The organism is Mesorhizobium sp. NFR06 (assembly GCF_900115245.1).
Taxonomy (GTDB): Bacteria; Pseudomonadota; Alphaproteobacteria; order Rhizobiales; family Rhizobiaceae; genus Mesorhizobium.
This window is the reverse complement of the sequence record NZ_FOVT01000007.1, coordinates 115,666-132,813: the sequence shown is the minus strand read 5'-3', so window position 1 is coordinate 132,813 and position 17,148 is coordinate 115,666. Positions and strand designations below refer to the sequence as shown.

Genomic DNA, 17,148 nt, shown 5'->3' with positions numbered 1-17,148 from the left:
TCAGCTGCACCCGCTCGTCGAACCACACGTGTCGCACTTCTCGCAGGTGCCGTTCCGCACCATGGTGAAGTTGTGGCACTCGGAGCATTCGTTGCCGGTGTAGCCCTGGAGCAGCGACTGCTGGCGCCTTGTCGCGGCGAGCTTCTTTGCCTCGGCCGCTTCGTTGGCGGCGGCGTCGGTGAACAGCGCCTCGACGCCGCCGGCGGCTTCGGCTTCCTGCTCCACCATGTCCTCGGCCAGTTCCCTGGCGCGCTCCTCATAGTCGCGCTTGTAGGCAAGCGCCTCGTCGCTTGCCGGCTTCAGCGCCAGCACGTTGGAACCGGCGAAGGCGGTGGGTGCCGCGCGGACAGGGGTCGTGGTCGGGGCCGAGCCGCCGAAACCCTTGGGCTCGGAACCCACGCCCGAGACCAGCTTCACCGGCGAGGCGCCGCGATAGAGGCCCTTGGAGAAGGGCGTCGCCTTGCCTTCGGTGATGCCGCGGCCGAGCGCGGTCTTGTCGAAGTCCGACTGGTCGACATGGGCGAGGTCATGGCGGCCGAGATAGGAGACCGCAAGCTCGCGGAACACGTAGTCGAGGATCGACGTCGCGTTCTTGATCGCGTCATTGCCCTGCACGATGCCGGCCGGCTCGAACTTGGTGAAGGTGAAGGCCTCGACATATTCGTCGAGCGGCACGCCATATTGCAGGCCGAGCGAGATGGCGATGGCGAAGTTGTTCATCATCGCGCGGAAGGCAGCACCTTCCTTGTGCATGTCGATGAAGATCTCGCCCAACCGGCCGTCATCGAATTCGCCGGTGCGCAGGTACACCTTGTGGCCGCCGACGACCGCCTTCTGCGTGTAGCCCTTGCGGCGGTTCGGCAGCTTCTCGCGGTCGCGATAGAGGCGCTCGATGACGCGCTCGACGATCTTTTCCGTCACCTGCACGGCGCGCTGCGCGGCCGGGGCCGCGATCAACTGCTCGACCGCCTCGTCCTCGTCCTCCTCGCCGTCGGCGAGCAGCGAGGCATTGAGCGGCTGCGACAGCTTCGAGCCGTCGCGATAGAGCGCGTTGGCCTTCAGCGCCAGCTTCCAGGACAGCATGTAGGCATTCTTGGCGTCCTCGACCGTCGCCTCGTTCGGCATGTTGATGGTCTTGGAGATGGCGCCAGAAATGAAGGGTTGCGCCGCCGCCATCATCAGGATGTGGCTGTTGATCGAGAGCGAGCGCTTGCCGATCTTGCCGCAGGGGCTGGCGCAGTCGAACACCGGCAGGTGCTCGGCCTTGAGGAAGGGCGCGCCTTCCAGCGTCATGGCACCGCAGACATGGATGTTGGCGGCGTCGATGTCCTTCCTCGAGAAGCCGAGGGCCGGCAGCATCTCGAAGGAGAGGTCGCCGAGCTGCTCGTCGGTGAAGCCGAGCGTCTCCTTCACCCAGTCGGCGCCGAGCGTCCACTGGTTGAACACGAACTTGATGTCGAAGGCCGACTTCAGCGCCGCATTCAGCGCCGCGATCTTGTCGTCGGTGAAGCCCTTGGCTTTCAGCGAGGACGGGTTGATGCCGGGAGCCTGGTTGAGGTTGCCGTGGCCGACCGCATAGGCCTCGATCTCGGCGATCTGGCTTTCGGAGTAACCGAGCGACCTGAGCGCTTCCGGCACGGCGCGGTTGATGATCTTGAAGTAGCCGCCGCCGGCGAGCTTCTTGAACTTCACCAGGGCGAAGTCGGGCTCGATGCCGGTGGTGTCGCAATCCATGACGAGGCCGATCGTGCCGGTCGGCGCGATGACGGTCGCCTGCGCGTTGCGGTAGCCGTGCTCCTCGCCAAGCTCGATGGCGCGGTCCCAGGCGGCGCGGGCGTGCTCGGCCAGCGCCTGCTGCTTCAGGTCGGCAGCGACCAGCGGCACCGGGTTGACGGCGAGCTTCTCATAGCCGTCCTTGTCGCCATAGGCGGCACGGCGGTGGTTGCGCATGACGCGCAGCATGTTCTGCGCGTTGCGGTCATAGTCCGGGAAGGCGCCGAGCTCGGCGGCCATCTCGGCCGAGGTCGAGTAGGCGACGCCGGTCATGATGGCGGTGAGCGCTGCGCAGATGGCGCGGCCCTCGTCGGAATCGTAGGGAATGCCCGAAGTCATCAGCAGGCCGCCGATATTGGCATAGCCGAGCCCGAGCGTGCGGTATTCGTAGGAGAGCTTGGCGATCTCCTTCGACGGGAACTGCGCCATCATCACCGAGATTTCGAGCACGATGGTCCACAGCCGCACGGTGTGCTCGTAAGCCGCGATGTCGATCGTGCCGTCCGCCTTGCGGTAGGGCAAAAGGTTGATCGAGGCGAGGTTGCAGGCCGTGTCGTCGAGGAACATGTATTCCGAGCACGGGTTGGAGGCCCGGATCGCACCGGCGGAGGCGCAGGTGTGCCAGTCGTTCATCGTCGTGTTGAAGTGCAGGCCGGGATCGGCCGACGCCCAGGCGGCGTAGCCGATCTTTTCCCACAGGTCCCGCGCCTTCAGCGTCTTCAGTACCTTGCCGTCCTTGCGGGCGGTGAGCTCCCAGTCGCCATCGGCCTCGACGGCGCGCAGGAAATTGTCCTTCAGCGACACGGAATTGTTGGAGTTCTGGCCTGACACGGTTAGGTAGGCGTCCGAGTCCCAGTCGGTGTCGTAGGTCTTGAACGACATCGAGGTGTAGCCTTGCTTGGCGAACTGGATGACGCGGTAGATGTAGTTCTCCGGCACCGCGTCCTTCTTGGCCGCCTTTATCTCGCGCTTCAGCGCGGTGTTCAAAGCCGGATCGAAGCAGTCGGCGCCATTGCCTTCGCAATTGACACAGGCCTTCATGATGGCTTCGAGATGCTTCTTGACGATCTTGGAGCCGGTCACCAGCGAGGCGACCTTCTGCTCTTCATTGACCTTCCAGTCGATGAAGTCCTCGATATCCGGGTGGTCGGCGTCGACGATGACCATTTTTGCCGCGCGGCGCGTCGTGCCGCCCGACTTGATGGCGCCCGCAGCGCGGTCGCCGATCTTGAGGAAGCTCATCAGGCCGGACGAGCGCCCGCCGCCGGACAGCTTCTCGCCTTCGCCGCGCAGCATGGAGAAGTTCGAGCCGGTGCCGGAGCCGTATTTGAACAGGCGCGCCTCGCGCACCCACAAATCCATGATGCCGCCCTCGTTGACGAGGTCGTCCTGCACGCTCTGGATGAAGCAGGCATGCGGCTGCGGATGCTCGTAGGCGGATTTCGACTTGGTCAGCTTGCCGGTGAAGGGATCGACATAAAAGTGGCCCTGGCTCGGGCCGTCGATGCCATAGGCCCAGTGGAGGCCGGTGTTGAACCATTGCGGCGAGTTCGGCGCGACGCGCTGGGTGGCCAGCATATAGGCAAGCTCGTCGCGGAAGGCGCGGGCGTCTTCTTCCGACTTGAAGTAGCCACCCTTCCAGCCCCAATAGGTCCAGGTGCCGGAGAGACGGTCGAAGACCTGGCGGGCATCGGTTTCCGAGCCATAGCGTTCGGCCTCTGGCAGTTTGGCGAGTTCGGCCTCATCGGCGACCGAGCGCCACAGGAAGGAGGGAACGTCATTTTCCTCGACCTTCTTCAGGCGAGCGGGCACGCCGGCCTTGCGGAAATACTTCTGCGCCAGGATGTCGGCCGCGACCTGGCTGAACTGGGCCGGCACGTCGATGTTGTCCAAGCGAAACACCACCGAACCATCGGGATTCTTGATCTCCGACAGGGCCTTGCGGAATTCGATCTCCGCATAGGCCGACTGTTCTGGCTTGGTGAAGCGACGCTCGATGCGCATTGGTCCGGTCCCTTTGTTGTCTATATATAGCGCTTTTCCCCAGGGATTTCTGCCCCAAAGGCCAAAGCGCAATCCGCCGTTTGCCGGCGTCGCAGGCGGCGCCGACATTCTCCTCGTCGCGGGGCGCCGCCATGCAGACAAGCAAACGCCTTCCAGGCGCTTACCAGGTTGCCGGCCGACCCTGCGGGTCCCTCAAAACTGAAACTTTTTGTCGATTCCCTCAAAAGAGGGAGGTTCACATTATCTAGGGTCGAGCCTGCCTGCAAACACTAAATATAGTGTTAACAGATCATTTTTTCCAGGCCGACAATTCTCCCTTTCGCCCACCCAAGCCCTAACGATCCCAACGCTTCCGCCGGCCTCGTGAACAGGCGGAAATCCGGGCAAAACGCACAAAATCCGGGAAAAAAGACCGGCCTCATAACTCTCCGGTCGCGCCCGCAACAGGAGCGCATGGCCTATAAAAAGCGACTCGTTCCGACCCGTCAAGGATTCGTTTTTGTAGCTTTTGTGACCCCAACATCTTGTGTGTCACATATGTGGATAACGGGGACATGCGACGCCCGGCTTCTCAGGCACTTGACGCGGTTTGTCAGCCTGCGGCGAGGCGTGTCGGGCCGGCCGCTTTGCATTTTAGCTGGCTTGCACTATCTGTTGCGTTCGCGCGGGAGCGCGCCTTGTCAACAGCAAAAGCATCCGCTACGCCCCGCTCATGACAGTTACCGTACGTTTTGCCCCATCGCCGACCGGCCGCATCCATATCGGCAACGCGCGCACAGCGCTGTTCAACTGGCTTTTCGCCATGAACAACAAGGGTCGCTTCATCCAGCGCTTCGACGACACCGACATTGCCCGCTCGACGCAGGAATTCGCCGATTCCATCCTGTACGACCTGCATTGGCTCGGCATCTTCCCGGATGTCACCGCGTACCAGTCGCGGCGCGTCGAGATCTACGACGCGGCCGTCGAGCGGCTGAAGGCGGCGCGGGTGCTCTATGCCTGCTACGAAACGCCGGAGGAACTCGATCTGCGCCGCAAGGTGCGCCGCACGCGCGGCCTGCCCCCGGTCTATGGCCGCGAGGCGCTGACGCTAACGCCGGAGCAGGTGGCCGAATACCAGTCGGACGGCCGTCGGCCGCACTGGCGCTTCCTGCTGCCGAACTTCACCAGCGACCCGTTGCAGCCCGAGCGCACCGAAGTGCATTGGAACGACATGGTGCGCGGCGAAGAGACGGTCGATCTCGCCTCGCTGTCGGATCCTGTCCTGGTACGCGAGGACGGCACCTATCTCTACACGCTGCCTTCGGTGGTCGACGACATCGAGATGGGCGTCAGCCATGTCATTCGTGGCGACGACCATGTTACCAACACCGGCGTGCAGATCGCCATCTTCAAGGCGCTTGGCGCCGAGCCGCCGGTGTTCGGCCACCACAATTTGCTCACCACGGTGTCGGGCGAGGGGCTGTCGAAGCGCACCGGCGCGCTGTCGATCGAGAGCCTGCGTGAGGACGGCATCGAGCCGATGGCGGTGGCTTCGCTGGCGGTGCTTGTCGGCACGTCGGAAAATGTCACCGCGGCGCGCGACCTCAATGAGCTTGCCAGCCATTTCGACCCGGCGGCGACGTCCAAGTCCGCCTCCAAGTTCGATCCGGACGAGCTCTTCGTGCTCAACCGCACGCTGATGCATCACATGCCGTTCGAGGAAGCGCGCGACCGGCTGACGGTGCTGGGCATTTCCGGCGACAAGGCCGAGCCGTTCTGGCTTGCCGTGCGCGGCAATCTCGATCGTTTGTCGGACGCCGCCGCCTGGTGGCGAATCCTTAGTGACGGCCCGCAGGAACCGGCCGAATTTTCGGGCGAGGACCGCGATTTCCTCCATCAGGCGTTCGAGCTGCTGCCGGAGGAACCATGGAACGGCACGGTGTGGAAGGACTGGACCGGCAAGATCAAGGAAGCCACGGGACGCAAGGGCAAGCCGCTGTTCACGCCGCTGAGACTTGCCCTTACCGGGCGGACTTCGGGGCCGGAGCTTTCAGATCTATTGCCGCTGATGGGTCGGGAAGGAACGCTGGCCCGACGACCCTGACCTTGCGCTGGTCCGGCGGCAGCGCCGAGACCGGCGACACCGGCGCCTTGCTGGTCAGCCGCCTGATCGCATCCGAGTCGAGCCCGCCCTCGGCGTTGGCAAGTGTTTCCGGATCGGCGCCGGGGTCGGGCTTGGCCGCCGGAACGAAGGGTGTTGCCTGGTTTTGCGGCTGCGACTGGTTGGGCGGGTTGCCGCCGATGATCGTGAAATTGCCGGCCTGCGCGTTGCAGCCGCAGGTGGGCGGGCGCGAGAAATTGGCCTGCTTGTAGAGATAGGCGGTCGGCAGCTCGCTGTAGGGTTGGCCGGTCACCGAGGAGGTCATAGAACTCGAATCGTCGTCCATTCCGCGCGAATAGAACACCTGCATCTCGGTGCCCGGGCAGCTCGATTCGCAATTCTTCTGGTCGCGCTCGAAGTCGCCGACGGAAGCCGCGTTGGACATCGGGAAGAAGTAGCCGTCGCAGGTGCGCACGCACATCGTGCGGAACTCACCGCCCAAGCGCGGCAGGTCCATGCCGCCCGGCTGGTTGGTGGCGCGGCGGATGTTGCGCATGCTGGGATCATCGGAGGGTATGCCGGACGCATCCGGCGCGTCGGGGGCGTCGAGCGTTTCGATCCGCTGATCCTGGCGGCCGAAAAGCTGTTCGAACAGGTTGCCGCCGCCATTGTCGCGGGCCGCTTCCTGGAGCGGAGCGTGGCGCGGCGCGATCTCGTCATCGCGACAGCCATTGGCATCGAGCGCCGCCAGGATTCGGGCGCGGTCGCGCCGCGTGCCGCCGGCGGCGAGCCGCTCGCGCTTGGCCTGCAGGGCGTCGAGATTTGTGTTCATGCGTTGGATCGAGGCATTGATCCCCGCGCATTGGCTGACATTGCGCGAGAACAGCGTGAAGCCGCAATTGGCGTCGCTCGCCCGGCCGCGGGCCTTCGCCAGCTGCTCGCGCTGGCGAGCAATGGCGTCGTCATATTTGCGCACAAGGGCTGGGCCACCGCCATCGCCGCGGCTGGCGGCGAGTTCGGCTTCGAGCTGTCGGCACACGCCGGATGCGGCCCCGGATTCGGTTGCGGCGACAGCCGAGCCTGCAAGCGCTGCAACCAGCGCCACCAGGTGGGTCAGCTTCAACCCCGCGCCATTCATTCCGAAACCCCAAATCGCCTGTTCGACCCGAAGCTACGCCGCCGTGGTTAACTGACTATGCCAGAGTCGGCACGACCGGGCTCGGGAAATTCGGCGTGAAGCGTTTCCGTTTCACGTCTGCCCGAGAGGTTCGGCGCTGATAGGCTCAGCCCAACTCGACGAGCGCCTGCGCCTTGTGCGCCGCCTCCACCACGGCAAGCGCGGTCATGTTGACGACGCCGCGCGAGGTCACCGACGGCGTCAGAATGTGCGCCGGCTTGTCGGTGCCAAGCAGGATCGGCCCGACATGCAGCGCGTCCATCATGGCGCGCAAGGCCGTCAGCGTGATGTTGGCCGAATCGAGATTCGGGAAGACCAGCAGATTGGCCTCCCCCTTCAGCCGCGAATGCGGATAGACGCGCTGGCGCAGATGCTCCGACAGGGCGGTGTCGGCATGCATCTCGCCGTCGCACTGCAAACCGGGCGCGATGCGGCCGAGGATCTCCGCCGCGCGGCGCATCTTCAGCGCGCTCGGAGAATCGCGCGAGCCGAAATCCGAATGCGACAGAAGCGCCGCCTTCGGCTCGATGCCGAAGCGCTGGATTTCCTCCGCCGCCAGCACCGTCATTTCGGCGATCTCCTCCGCCGTCGGGTCGACCGAGACGTGGGTGTCGGTGAGGAAGATGATGCCGCGCTGCGAGATCAGCATCGACAGCGTCGACAGGTCCCAGTCCTTGATGCCGGCGCGTGGCCCGATGATCAGCGTGACGTTGCGCAGATGCCGCTCGAAGCGGCCTTCGAGGCCGCAGATCATGGCGTCGGCGTCGCCGCGCTTCAACGCAAGCGCGGCAATCACCGTGTTGTCGGTTCGCACCATGGTGCGCGCGGCTTCCGTCGTTACGCCGCGCCGGCCGGCCAGTTCGATCAAAAGGTCGACATAGTGGCGGTAGCGCGGATCGTCTTCGGGATTGATCAACGCGAAATCGACGCCCGGCCGGATGCGCAGACCGTAACGCTTCAACCTGACTTCCACCACATGGGGGCGGCCGATCAGGGTCGGTTCGGCAATGCCTTCCTCCAGCACCACCTGCGCGGCGCGCAGCACGCGCTCGTCCTCGCCGTCGGCATAGATGACCCGCTTGGCGCTTGAAGCCTTCGCGGAGGAGAACACCGGCTTCATCACCAGGCCTGAGCGGAAGACGAAGCGGTTGAGCTTGTCGATATAGGCGGCGAAGTCGGCAATCGGCCGTGTCGCGACGCCGGTATCGCAGGCAGCTTTCGCCACCGCCGGCGCGATGCGCAGGATAAGGCGCGGATCGAAGGGCGAGGGGATCAGGAAATCGGGACCGAACATCGGCGTCTCGCCGGAATAGGCGCGCGCCGCGACGTCCGAAGGCTCCTCACGGGCAAGGGCCGCGATCGCCCGCACCGCTGCCATCTTCATCTCCTCATTGATGGCGCTGGCGCCGCAATCGAGCGCGCCGCGGAAGATGTAAGGAAAGCAGAGCACGTTGTTGACTTGGTTGGGAAAATCCGAGCGGCCGGTGCAGATCATGGCGTCCGGGCGCGCGGCCCTTGCCAGCTCGGGCATGATCTCCGGGTTGGGGTTGGCCAGAGCCAGGATCAGCGGTTTCGGCGCCATGTGCTGCAGCAGTTCAGGCTTCAGCACCCCGGCGGCGGAGAGGCCGAGGAAGACGTCGGCGCCGGGAATGACGTCGGCCAGCGTGCGCGCCTCGGTATCCTTCACATAGGGGTCTTTCCAGCGATCCATCTCCTCGACGCGGCCCTTATGGGCGACGCCGAAGCGGTCGGTGACCCAGATGTTCTCGACCCTGGCGCCGAGCGAGACCAGGAGGTTGAGGCAGGCAAGCGCGGCGGCGCCCGCGCCGGAGGTGACGATCTTGATGTCGGAAATCGCCTTGCCGGCCAGCTCCAGCCCGTTGAGCACGGCGGCGGCAACGATGATTGCCGTGCCATGCTGGTCGTCGTGGAAGACCGGAATGCCCATGCGGGCTTTCAGCCGTTCCTCGACCTCGAAACATTCCGGGGCCTTGATGTCCTCGAGGTTGATGCCGCCGAAGGTCGGCTCGAGCGCGGCCACCGTCTCGACCATGCGCTCGATCTCCGGCGCATCGATCTCGATGTCGAAGACGTCGATGCCGGCGAATTTCTTGAACAGCACCGCCTTGCCTTCCATCACCGGCTTGGAGGCGAGCGGGCCGATATTGCCCAGCCCAAGCACGGCGGAGCCGTTGGAGACGACGCCGACGAGGTTGGCGCGCGCCGTATAGTCGGCCGCGGTCGCCGGATCGTCGCGGATCTCGAGGCAGGGCGCCGCCACGCCCGGCGAATAGGCAAGCGCCAGGTCGCGCTGGTTGCCGAGCGGCTTCGTGGCCTGGATCTCGAGCTTTCCCGGCGTCGGGTGCTTGTGGAAGAAGAGGGCGGCCTCGTCGAGGTCCGACCGGGCCGTTTTCTTGCTTTCGCCGTCCATTCCGGCCCTCCCTGCGCTGCCTGTCTTGGTGCCTTTTAGCATGCGCCGATGCGTCTTCGCGACGGCAAATCGCGGGCGCCGGCCTTGAGGGCCCCGGAGCGAATATAATCAAACGATTCCAGCCGGTTGTCTGAGAAATTTCAGGCGTTTGGACCGGCGATGGTCAGAACGCGCTGACGTAGAGACCGCCGTCGACCGGGATGTTCTGGCCGGTGAGGTAGCCGGCATGGACCGAACAGAGGAAGGCGCAGATCTGGCCGAATTCCTCCGGCGTGCCGAGGCGCTTGGCCGGCACGTCGGCGCTGATGCGGGCCTTGCGCGCGGCTGCGGCGACCGGGTCTTCCTGCGTGCCGGCCTCATGCGGACCACGCAGACGGTCGGTATCGAGCTTGCCGGGCAGCAGGCTGTTGATGGTGACGTTTCGGTCAATCACCGTGCGCGCCACGCCGGCGAGGAAAGAGGTCAAGCCGGCGCGCGCGCCGGAAGACAGGTCGAGGCCAGGGATCGGGACGTAGACCGACAGCGAGGTGATGTTGACGATGCGCCCGAAGCCGCGCTTGGCCATGCCGTCGATCACCGCCTGGATGAGCTCGATCGGCGTCACCATGTTCTGCGTCACGCCGTCGAGGATCTTGGCGCGATCGAGCTCGCGAAAATCGCGCAGCGGCGGACCGCCATTGTTGTTGACCAGGATGTCCGGATCGGGGCAGGCGGCGAGCATCGCCTTCTGCACTTCAGGCTTCGACACGTCGCCGGCAACTTCGATCACCTTGACGCCGAATCTGTCGCGGATGTCCTGCGCGGTCTTCGCCAGAAGTTCGGCGTTGCGGCCGTTGACGACGAGATCGACGCCGGCCTCGGCCAGTGCGATGGCGCAGCCGCGCCCCAATCCCTTGCTCGAAGCGCAGACGATGGCCTTCTTGCCGCGAATGCCCAGATCCATGGTGATTTTCTCCTGCTTGAGTTGCGCGCAAGCTAGCTCCCGGGCTGGACCAACCGCAACCGTCATACGGTTGTTGCATGAATCGGGGCATAGGCACGCGAAAGCAACGGGTAAATCGCGATGTCAGACCCAGAGCCCCGCACTTTCCGCGCCCTGTTCATTTCCGACGTGCATCTCGGCTCGAAGGCGGCCAAGGCCGATTTCCTGATCGACTTCCTGCGTTATCACGACGCCGAAATCATCTATCTGGTCGGCGATATCGTCGACGGTTGGCGGCTGCGGCGCAACTGGCACTGGCCGCAGAGCCACAATGACGTCGTGCAGAAATTGCTGCGCAAAGCGCGCAAGGGCGCCTCGATCACCTATATCGCCGGCAACCACGACGAGTTTGCCCGCCAGTTCCAGGGCGTGCATTTCGGCGGCATCGTCGTTGCCGACCGCGCCATCCACGAAACCGCCGATGGCCGGCGCTTGCTGGTCATCCATGGCGATCAGTTCGACACGGTCGTGCACAACCAGCGCTGGCTCGCTTATCTCGGCGATTATGCCTATGACACGGCGATGCTGATCAACCGCGTGGTGACGAAGCTGCGCCACCTGCTCGGCCTGCCTTACTGGTCGTTCTCGTCCTGGGCCAAGGTCAAGGTGAAGAAGGCGGTGAACTTCATCGGCTCGTTCCAGACCGTGCTTTCCGAAGAAGCGCGGCGCTCGCATGTCGACGGCGTCATCTGCGGCCACATCCATCATGCCGCAATCGAGAACTATGGCGAGGTGCAGTACATCAACACCGGCGACTGGGTGGAAAGCTGCACCGCGGTGGTCGAGCATTTCGACGGCCGCATGGAGATCCTGACCTGGGCGCACGTGCTGCCCGAATCAGCATCGGTCGACAAGGATGTGCTGGTGCCGGTCGACATCATCGACCTCAAGGGCAGGGCTGCGCAGGCGGCCTAAGCGGCCTTTCAACAGCTTTGCCCCGGATCGATTGGTCCAGGCAGTTCCGCCGGGCCTTGCTGCATGTTAGGGATCGAGACGCGTTGCAGGCGATAGAATGCAGCGAAATTGGATCGATTCATGTCGCTGCCGCCCCTGTCGCCCGAGCAACTCGTCAAGCCCAGCCATTTCGAACTGCGCATGAGCCTGATCTTCGCGACCTTGTTCGTGTCGCTAGGGACGCATCTGCCCTACTTCCCGCTCTGGCTGCAGGCGAAAGGTTTTCATGCCGGGCAGATCGCCGTCATCCTCGCGGCGCCGATGTTCCTGCGCGTGGTGACGACGCCGATGCTGACCGCGCTTGCCGATCGCGCGAACGACCGCGCCACTGTCTATATCGCGCTGGTCGCTGCTTCGATGATCATCTCGGCCGGCTATTTCCTGCCGGCCACCTATGCCGTCGTGCTCGCCGTGTCGCTCCTTTTGACGATCGTCTGGACGCCGCATTCGCCGATGGCCGATTCGCTTGCGCTGTCGGGCGTGCGCCGCTTCGGCTCGAATTACACCGCCATGCGCAAATGGGGCTCGATCTCCTATCTCTGCGCCAATGTCGCGGGCGGATTCATCCTCGCCGCCACCGGCCCGCAGGCGGTCCCGGTCATCATTTTCCTGGCGCTCGGCGCGGCCTTGGTTGCGGCACTAGCGGCGCCGCGCATGGGACGGCCGCGCAAGGCCTCGCCGCTGTCGGCCACCGAGATCCACCACAAGGCGCCGAGCCTGTTCAACGCCTATTTCCTCTATTTCACCCTCGGCGTCGGCATCATCACCGCCAGCCACGCCTTCCTCTACGGCTTCGTCTCGATCTACTGGAAGTCGATCGGCATCGGCGATTCCATCGTCGGCCTGCTGTGGGCCTGGGGTGTGGTGTGCGAAGTTTGCATGTTTCTGTTTTTCAATCGTATTTTCGCGTCCATCTCAGTCGTCCAGGTGATGGTGATCGCCGGCATCGGCTCGATCGTGCGCTGGATCGCCTTTCCGCTGGTCTGGCCGCTCGGGCTTGGCGTCGCCGGCTTCTTCGTCGTCCAGTCGTTGCACTCGGTGTCCGTCGCCATGGTGCTGATCGGCCTGCAGAAGATGATCGGCGAGACAATCTCCGAGGAGCGCACGGGTGCTGCGCAAGGCATTGCCTATTTCTTCAACGGCTTCTTCATGGCGGCGGTGACGCTTGCTTCCGGCCCGCTCTATGACCGCTTCGGCGTCGACGGTTTCTGGGCGATGATCCCCATCGCGATCATCGGCATGGTGCTGATTGGGCTCGCTTCCCGTTCAGCCCCACAGCACCCTGTCGGGGGGTGAGACGAGCGATCCCTGGTAGACAAGGCCGGGTTCGCGATCGCGTGCAAGCAGCAGCGGGCCATCGAGGTCGACGAAGTCGGCATCCTGCGCCAGCAGCACCGCCGGCGCCATGGCGAGCGAGGTGCCGACCATGCAGCCCACCATGATGCCGAAGCCTAGTTCGCGCGCGCGGTCGCGCAATTTCAACGCCTCTGTCAGGCCGCCCGATTTGTCGAGCTTGATGTTGACCGCGTCGTAGAGCCCGACCAGCGCATCGAGGTCCTTCGCCGCATGTACGCTTTCGTCGGCGCAGATCGGCACCGGATGCGTTATCCGGCGCAGGATGCCGTCCTTGCCTGCCGGCAGCGGCTGTTCGACGAGCGCGATGCCGTGCCGCGCGGCGAAGCCAAGGTTCGTCTCGATATTCTGATCCGTCCAGCCCTCATTGGCATCGAGGATGATCCGGCTTTCGGGAGCGGCCTGCGTCACCGCGCGAATCCTCGCCATGTCGTTGTCGCCGCCGATCTTGACCTTGAGCAGAGGCCGCGTGGCATTGGCGCGCGCCTGCGCTGCCATGGCCTCCGGTTCGGCCAGCGACAGCGTATAGGCCGTTTCCAGCGGCCTGGCAGGAAGGACGCCGATCGCCGCCGCCACGGGCGCGCCGGTCAGCTTGGCTTCCAGATCCCAAAGGGCGCAGTCGATGGCGTTTCGCGCGGCCCCCGCGGGCATGGCCGTGAGCAGGGCGGCCCGGCCGATGCCGGCCACGATCGGACCACGCATGGCTTCGATAGCCGCCCGCACCCCCTCCATGGTCTCGCCGTAGCGCTTGTAAGGCACGCACTCGCCACGCCCGGAACGTCCCCCTTCGGCAATCGTTACGATGATGACTTCGGCCTCGGTTTTGGATCCGCGTGAGATGGTGAAGGTGCCGGCGATCGGGAATCGTTCCATTTCGACCGAAATGACACGCGCCATAATTTTCTTCTCCGGCTGTGCGACACCGGTCTGCCGGCAAATCGACACGCCAGCCCCGTCACGCTAAACAGGACGCCATGTTGACCATCCGCAAACGCGACGCAAGCGGCGAGGCCGCCAATGGCGCTGAGCACCGGCCACGCGTTGCCGTGGGCGAGGAAGGCGGCGTGCTGGGTTGCGCCTTTTCAGGCGTGTGGACGACGCGCACCGTCGCGCTGGTCGATGCCGACATGCGCAAGATCGAGCAGAGAAGCGGCGCAAAGCAGCTGACGCTCGACCTGTCCCACATCGAAAAGCTGGACACGGCCGGCGCCTGGGTGATCGACCGGCTGGCCTGCGCCTTCGAGAAGAAAGGCGTCGAGGTTCATTTGCAGGGCCAGAGCGAGATCGCCTCGATCCTGCTCGGCGCGGTCGGCGACGCGGTCCGCCGCGAGCCCGAATCGGGCCCGCCCGGGCCGCCCAACATCATCCTGCGCGCGCTGGAGCTGGTCGGTCGGCAGGTCTATGAGATGCGCGACGATTTCTTGGCTTCGATGAACATCCTTGGCGCCACGATCCGCGGCGCGCAGATGAAGCTCGGCCGTGGCCATGCAGTCAACCCGGCCGCGATCTTCAATCAGATCGATCGCATGGGCGTCGGCGCCATACCGGTGGTGGTGCTGATGTCGGCCATCGTCGGCGCCATCGTCGCCCAGCAAGGCGCCTACCAGCTCAGCTATTTCGGGGCCAACATCTTCGTCGTCGACCTCGTCGGCGTGCTGATCCTGCGCGAGCTTGGCGTGCTGATGACGGCAATCATGCTTGCCGGACGCTCCGGAAGCGCGATCACGGCCGAGATCGGTTCGATGAAAATGCGCGAGGAGGTCGACGCGCTGAAGGTGATCGGCCTCAATCCGATCGGCGTGCTGGTCTTTCCGCGGCTCGTCGCCCTGGTGATCGGGCTGCCATGCCTCACCATCATCGCCAATTTCGCGGCGCTCGCTGGCGGCATCATCGCCGCCTGGCTCTATTCCGACATCCCGCCGGCCGCGTTCATCGACAGGTTGCGCGTCGCCATCGATCTCAGCACCATCTTTGCCGGCCTGATCAAGGCGCCGTTCATGGCCTTGATCATCGGCATCATCGCGTCGGTCGAGGGCATGAAGGTCGGCGGCAGTGCTGAATCGCTCGGCCTGCACGTCACCGCGTCGGTGGTGAAGTCGATCTTCGTCGTCATCATCCTGGACGGGCTTTTCGCCATGTTCTACGCAGCGATCGGGTTCTGAGATGGCGAACGGCGACGGCTCGACGGTAGCGCAGGACACCAACGACGACGAAATCGTCCTTTCGGTTCGCGACGTTACCGTCGCCATCGATGACAAGCTGATTCTCGACAAGCTTTCGCTCGACATCAAGCGCGGAGAAATCCTCGGCTTCGTCGGCGCCTCCGGCGCCGGCAAATCGGTGCTGTTGCGCACCATACTGGGGCTGATGCCGAAGCAATCGGGGACCATCACATTGTTCGGCGTCGACGTCGACAAGGCAAGCGACGCCGATCGCCTGCGCATCGACATGCGGCTCGGCGTCCTGTTCCAGCATGGCGCGCTGTTCTCGGCGCTGACGGTGCTGGAGAACGTGCAGGTGCCGATGCGTGAATATCTCGACCTGCCCGTGGCACTGATGGACGAGCTCGCCATGCTCAAGATCGAGCTGGTCGGGTTGCCGCCCGATGCCGCGCAGAAATTCCCCTCCGAGCTTTCCGGCGGCATGATCAAACGCGCGGCGTTGGCGCGCGCTTTGGCGCTCGATCCAGACATCGTATTTCTCGACGAACCGACCTCGGGGCTCGATCCGATCAGCGCCGCCGAATTCGACGAGCTGGTCGTCAAGCTGCGCGACACGATGGATTTGACCGTCTACATGGTCACACACGATCTCGACACGCTGTTTACCGCCTGCGATCACGTGGCGGTGCTCGGCAAGAAGAAGGTCTTGGTGGAAGGGACGATCGACGACATGCTGAAGAGCGACGAGCCGTGGGTGAAATCCTATTTCCGCGGAAAACGCGCCCGGCAACTTGATCTTGCGGCGCGCGCATAGCCATAAGTGGGGCGATGGAAACAAGAGCCAACTACGTCATCGTCGGCATCTTCACGCTGGGCGCGATCCTGGCGGCCTTCGCGTTCGTCTATTGGACGGCTGCGATCGGCAACCGGGGCGAAACGGCGATGCTGCGCGTGCGCATCCCGGGCTCGGCTTCCGGCCTGAGCCGCGGCAGCCTTGTGCTGTTCAACGGCGTTAGGGTTGGCGACGTGAAAAACGTCTATATCGACGGCGACGATCCAACCGTCGCCATCGCCGACACCGAAATCGCCCGTTGGACGCCGCTCACCAAGTCGACCCAGGCCGACATCGGACTTACCGGTCTCAGCGGCCAGGCCAATATCGAGCTCAAGGGCGCCGACCCGAAGGAAACCAGGCTGCTCGACGAGGCCGAGAAGGAAGGCAAGGTCGCCGAGATCGTCGCCAATCCGTCCGCGGTCACCAACCTCATACAGACGGCCCAGAATATCTTTACCCGCGCCGACAAGGTGCTTAGCGAGCTCGAAGGCTTCACCAAGGACGTTCGCGGCCCGCTGACCAAGACAATCAACAACGTCGAGACCTTCTCGGACGCGCTGGCCAAGAATTCCGACGGTATCGACAAGTTCCTGTCGGCGGTGAGCTCGCTTTCGGATCAGCTGAAGAACGTCTCGGGCCGGCTCGACAGCACGCTGAAAGCCGCCGAAGGCCTGCTCAATTCCGTCGACAAGGACCGGATCAAGAGCATCGTGGCCAATGTCGACACGGTGACAGCGAACCTGAAAGAGACCAGCAAGCAGTTCGACACGGTCATCGACAACGTCAACACGGCGGTCGTCTCGATCAACGACTTCGCCAAGCAGACGCAAGGGACGTTGGCCAAGGTCAACGGCGTGCTCGACGGTATCGATCCGGCCGATGTCAAGGCCGCTTTAGCCAACATCCAGAAGGCCAGCGCCAACGCCGACAAGGCGGCCTCCGATATTGCCAAGGTCACCGACAAGATCGAGAACCGCTCCGACGACATCAACGATACCATCAAGAATGCCCGCCAGCTCTCGCAACGCCTCAACGATGCCTCGGTGCGCGTCGACGGCATCCTTGCCAAGGTCGATAAGCTTCTCGGATCCGGCGAAGCCAACGGCGTGATGGCCGACGCCAGGGCGACGCTGAAATCCTTCAAGCAGGTGGCCGATACGCTGAACTCGCGCCTCGGCACCATCGTCGACAACCTGTCGCGCTTCTCCGGCTCGGGGCTGCAGAACGTGGAAGCGCTGGTCCAGGACAGCCGGCGCTCGATCAACCGCATCGAAGAAGCGGTGAGCGATCTCAGTCGCAATCCGCAGCGCATCCTGACTGGTGGCGAGGGAGAGGTTCGTCAGTTTGACGGCAGGGCGCGGCGTTGACTTCGGCTACCGCGAACGCCAAGAACA

At 64.2% G+C, this 17,148-nt stretch carries 11 protein-coding genes; 6 read left to right on the top strand and 5 right to left on the bottom strand.

The features are described 5' to 3' along the window. The gene (locus F3H96_RS14930; protein WP_149802499.1) at positions 1-3,777 is read right to left on the bottom strand and encodes a vitamin B12-dependent ribonucleotide reductase; all 3,777 of its coding nucleotides are present in this window, start codon (positions 3,775-3,777) and stop codon (positions 1-3) included. Positions 3,778-4,489: 712 nt separating this feature from the next. On the opposite strand from F3H96_RS14930, the gene gltX reads away from it, so the two are divergent. Next, the gene (gltX, locus tag F3H96_RS14925; protein ID WP_149802498.1) at positions 4,490-5,863 is read left to right on the top strand and encodes a glutamate--tRNA ligase; all 1,374 of its coding nucleotides are present in this window, start codon (positions 4,490-4,492) and stop codon (positions 5,861-5,863) included. Here the strand turns inward: gltX and F3H96_RS14920 are convergent. The 3 genes from F3H96_RS14920 to F3H96_RS14910 all read right to left on the bottom strand — a co-directional run bounded on the left by F3H96_RS14920 (position 5,781) and on the right by F3H96_RS14910 (position 10,411). Next, positions 5,781-6,998 carry a DUF2865 domain-containing protein gene (locus F3H96_RS14920; RefSeq protein ID WP_149802497.1) on the bottom strand — a complete coding sequence of 406 codons (1,218 nt, stop codon included), beginning with the start codon at positions 6,996-6,998 and terminating at the stop codon, positions 5,781-5,783. The genes gltX and F3H96_RS14920 overlap by 83 nt on opposite strands. Positions 6,999-7,143: 145 nt before the next feature. Then, positions 7,144-9,468, bottom strand: a complete 2,325-nt coding sequence (locus F3H96_RS14915; protein WP_149802496.1) for an NADP-dependent malic enzyme — start codon at positions 9,466-9,468, stop codon at positions 7,144-7,146. A gap of 163 nt (positions 9,469-9,631) precedes the next feature. Beyond that, complete coding sequence (locus tag F3H96_RS14910) at positions 9,632-10,411, bottom strand: SDR family oxidoreductase (RefSeq protein WP_149802495.1); 780 nt, start codon at positions 10,409-10,411, stop codon at positions 9,632-9,634. Between the two features lie 120 nt (positions 10,412-10,531). Between F3H96_RS14910 and F3H96_RS14905 the strand changes: the two genes are divergently transcribed. Next, complete coding sequence (locus F3H96_RS14905) at positions 10,532-11,365, top strand: UDP-2,3-diacylglucosamine diphosphatase (protein ID WP_149802494.1); 834 nt, start codon at positions 10,532-10,534, stop codon at positions 11,363-11,365. Between the two features lie 120 nt (positions 11,366-11,485). After that, complete coding sequence (locus F3H96_RS14900) at positions 11,486-12,700, top strand: MFS transporter (protein WP_149802493.1); 1,215 nt, start codon at positions 11,486-11,488, stop codon at positions 12,698-12,700. On the opposite strand, the gene dgcA is transcribed toward F3H96_RS14900, so the two are convergent. Then, positions 12,671-13,654: an N-acetyl-D-Glu racemase DgcA gene (gene dgcA / locus F3H96_RS14895; protein WP_149802492.1), complete on the bottom strand. Its 984-nt coding sequence runs from the start codon at positions 13,652-13,654 to the stop codon at positions 12,671-12,673. The genes F3H96_RS14900 and dgcA overlap by 30 nt on opposite strands. 77 nt (positions 13,655-13,731) lie before the next feature. On the opposite strand from dgcA, the gene F3H96_RS14890 reads away from it, so the two are divergent. The 3 genes from F3H96_RS14890 to F3H96_RS14880 are packed head-to-tail and all read left to right on the top strand — an operon-like array spanning position 13,732 to position 17,121. Next, positions 13,732-14,919, top strand: coding sequence for an ABC transporter permease (locus F3H96_RS14890; protein ID WP_149802491.1), 1,188 nt, complete (start codon positions 13,732-13,734; stop codon positions 14,917-14,919). Position 14,920: 1 nt separating this feature from the next. Further along, positions 14,921-15,733: an ABC transporter ATP-binding protein gene (locus tag F3H96_RS14885; protein WP_149802490.1), complete on the top strand. Its 813-nt coding sequence runs from the start codon at positions 14,921-14,923 to the stop codon at positions 15,731-15,733. A 14-nt stretch (positions 15,734-15,747) separates the two neighbouring features. After that, positions 15,748-17,121: an MlaD family protein gene (locus F3H96_RS14880; RefSeq protein WP_149802489.1), complete on the top strand. Its 1,374-nt coding sequence runs from the start codon at positions 15,748-15,750 to the stop codon at positions 17,119-17,121. The last annotated feature ends 27 nt before the right edge of the window (positions 17,122-17,148 follow it).

Excerpts from the sequence above, each read along its gene's own strand:
- F3H96_RS14930 (WP_149802499.1), bottom strand. The coding sequence starts at position 3,777 with ATGCGCATCGAGCGTCGCTTCACCAAGCCAGAACAGTCGGCCTATGCG.
- gltX (WP_149802498.1), top strand. The coding sequence starts at position 4,490 with ATGACAGTTACCGTACGTTTTGCCCCATCGCCGACCGGCCGCATCCAT.
- F3H96_RS14920 (WP_149802497.1), bottom strand. The coding sequence starts at position 6,998 with ATGAATGGCGCGGGGTTGAAGCTGACCCACCTGGTGGCGCTGGTTGCA.
- F3H96_RS14915 (WP_149802496.1), bottom strand. The coding sequence starts at position 9,468 with ATGGACGGCGAAAGCAAGAAAACGGCCCGGTCGGACCTCGACGAGGCC.
- F3H96_RS14910 (WP_149802495.1), bottom strand. The coding sequence starts at position 10,411 with ATGGATCTGGGCATTCGCGGCAAGAAGGCCATCGTCTGCGCTTCGAGC.
- F3H96_RS14905 (WP_149802494.1), top strand. The coding sequence starts at position 10,532 with ATGTCAGACCCAGAGCCCCGCACTTTCCGCGCCCTGTTCATTTCCGAC.
- F3H96_RS14900 (WP_149802493.1), top strand. The coding sequence starts at position 11,486 with ATGTCGCTGCCGCCCCTGTCGCCCGAGCAACTCGTCAAGCCCAGCCAT.
- dgcA (WP_149802492.1), bottom strand. The coding sequence starts at position 13,654 with ATGGCGCGTGTCATTTCGGTCGAAATGGAACGATTCCCGATCGCCGGC.
- F3H96_RS14890 (WP_149802491.1), top strand. The coding sequence starts at position 13,732 with ATGTTGACCATCCGCAAACGCGACGCAAGCGGCGAGGCCGCCAATGGC.
- F3H96_RS14885 (WP_149802490.1), top strand. The coding sequence starts at position 14,921 with ATGGCGAACGGCGACGGCTCGACGGTAGCGCAGGACACCAACGACGAC.
- F3H96_RS14880 (WP_149802489.1), top strand. The coding sequence starts at position 15,748 with ATGGAAACAAGAGCCAACTACGTCATCGTCGGCATCTTCACGCTGGGC.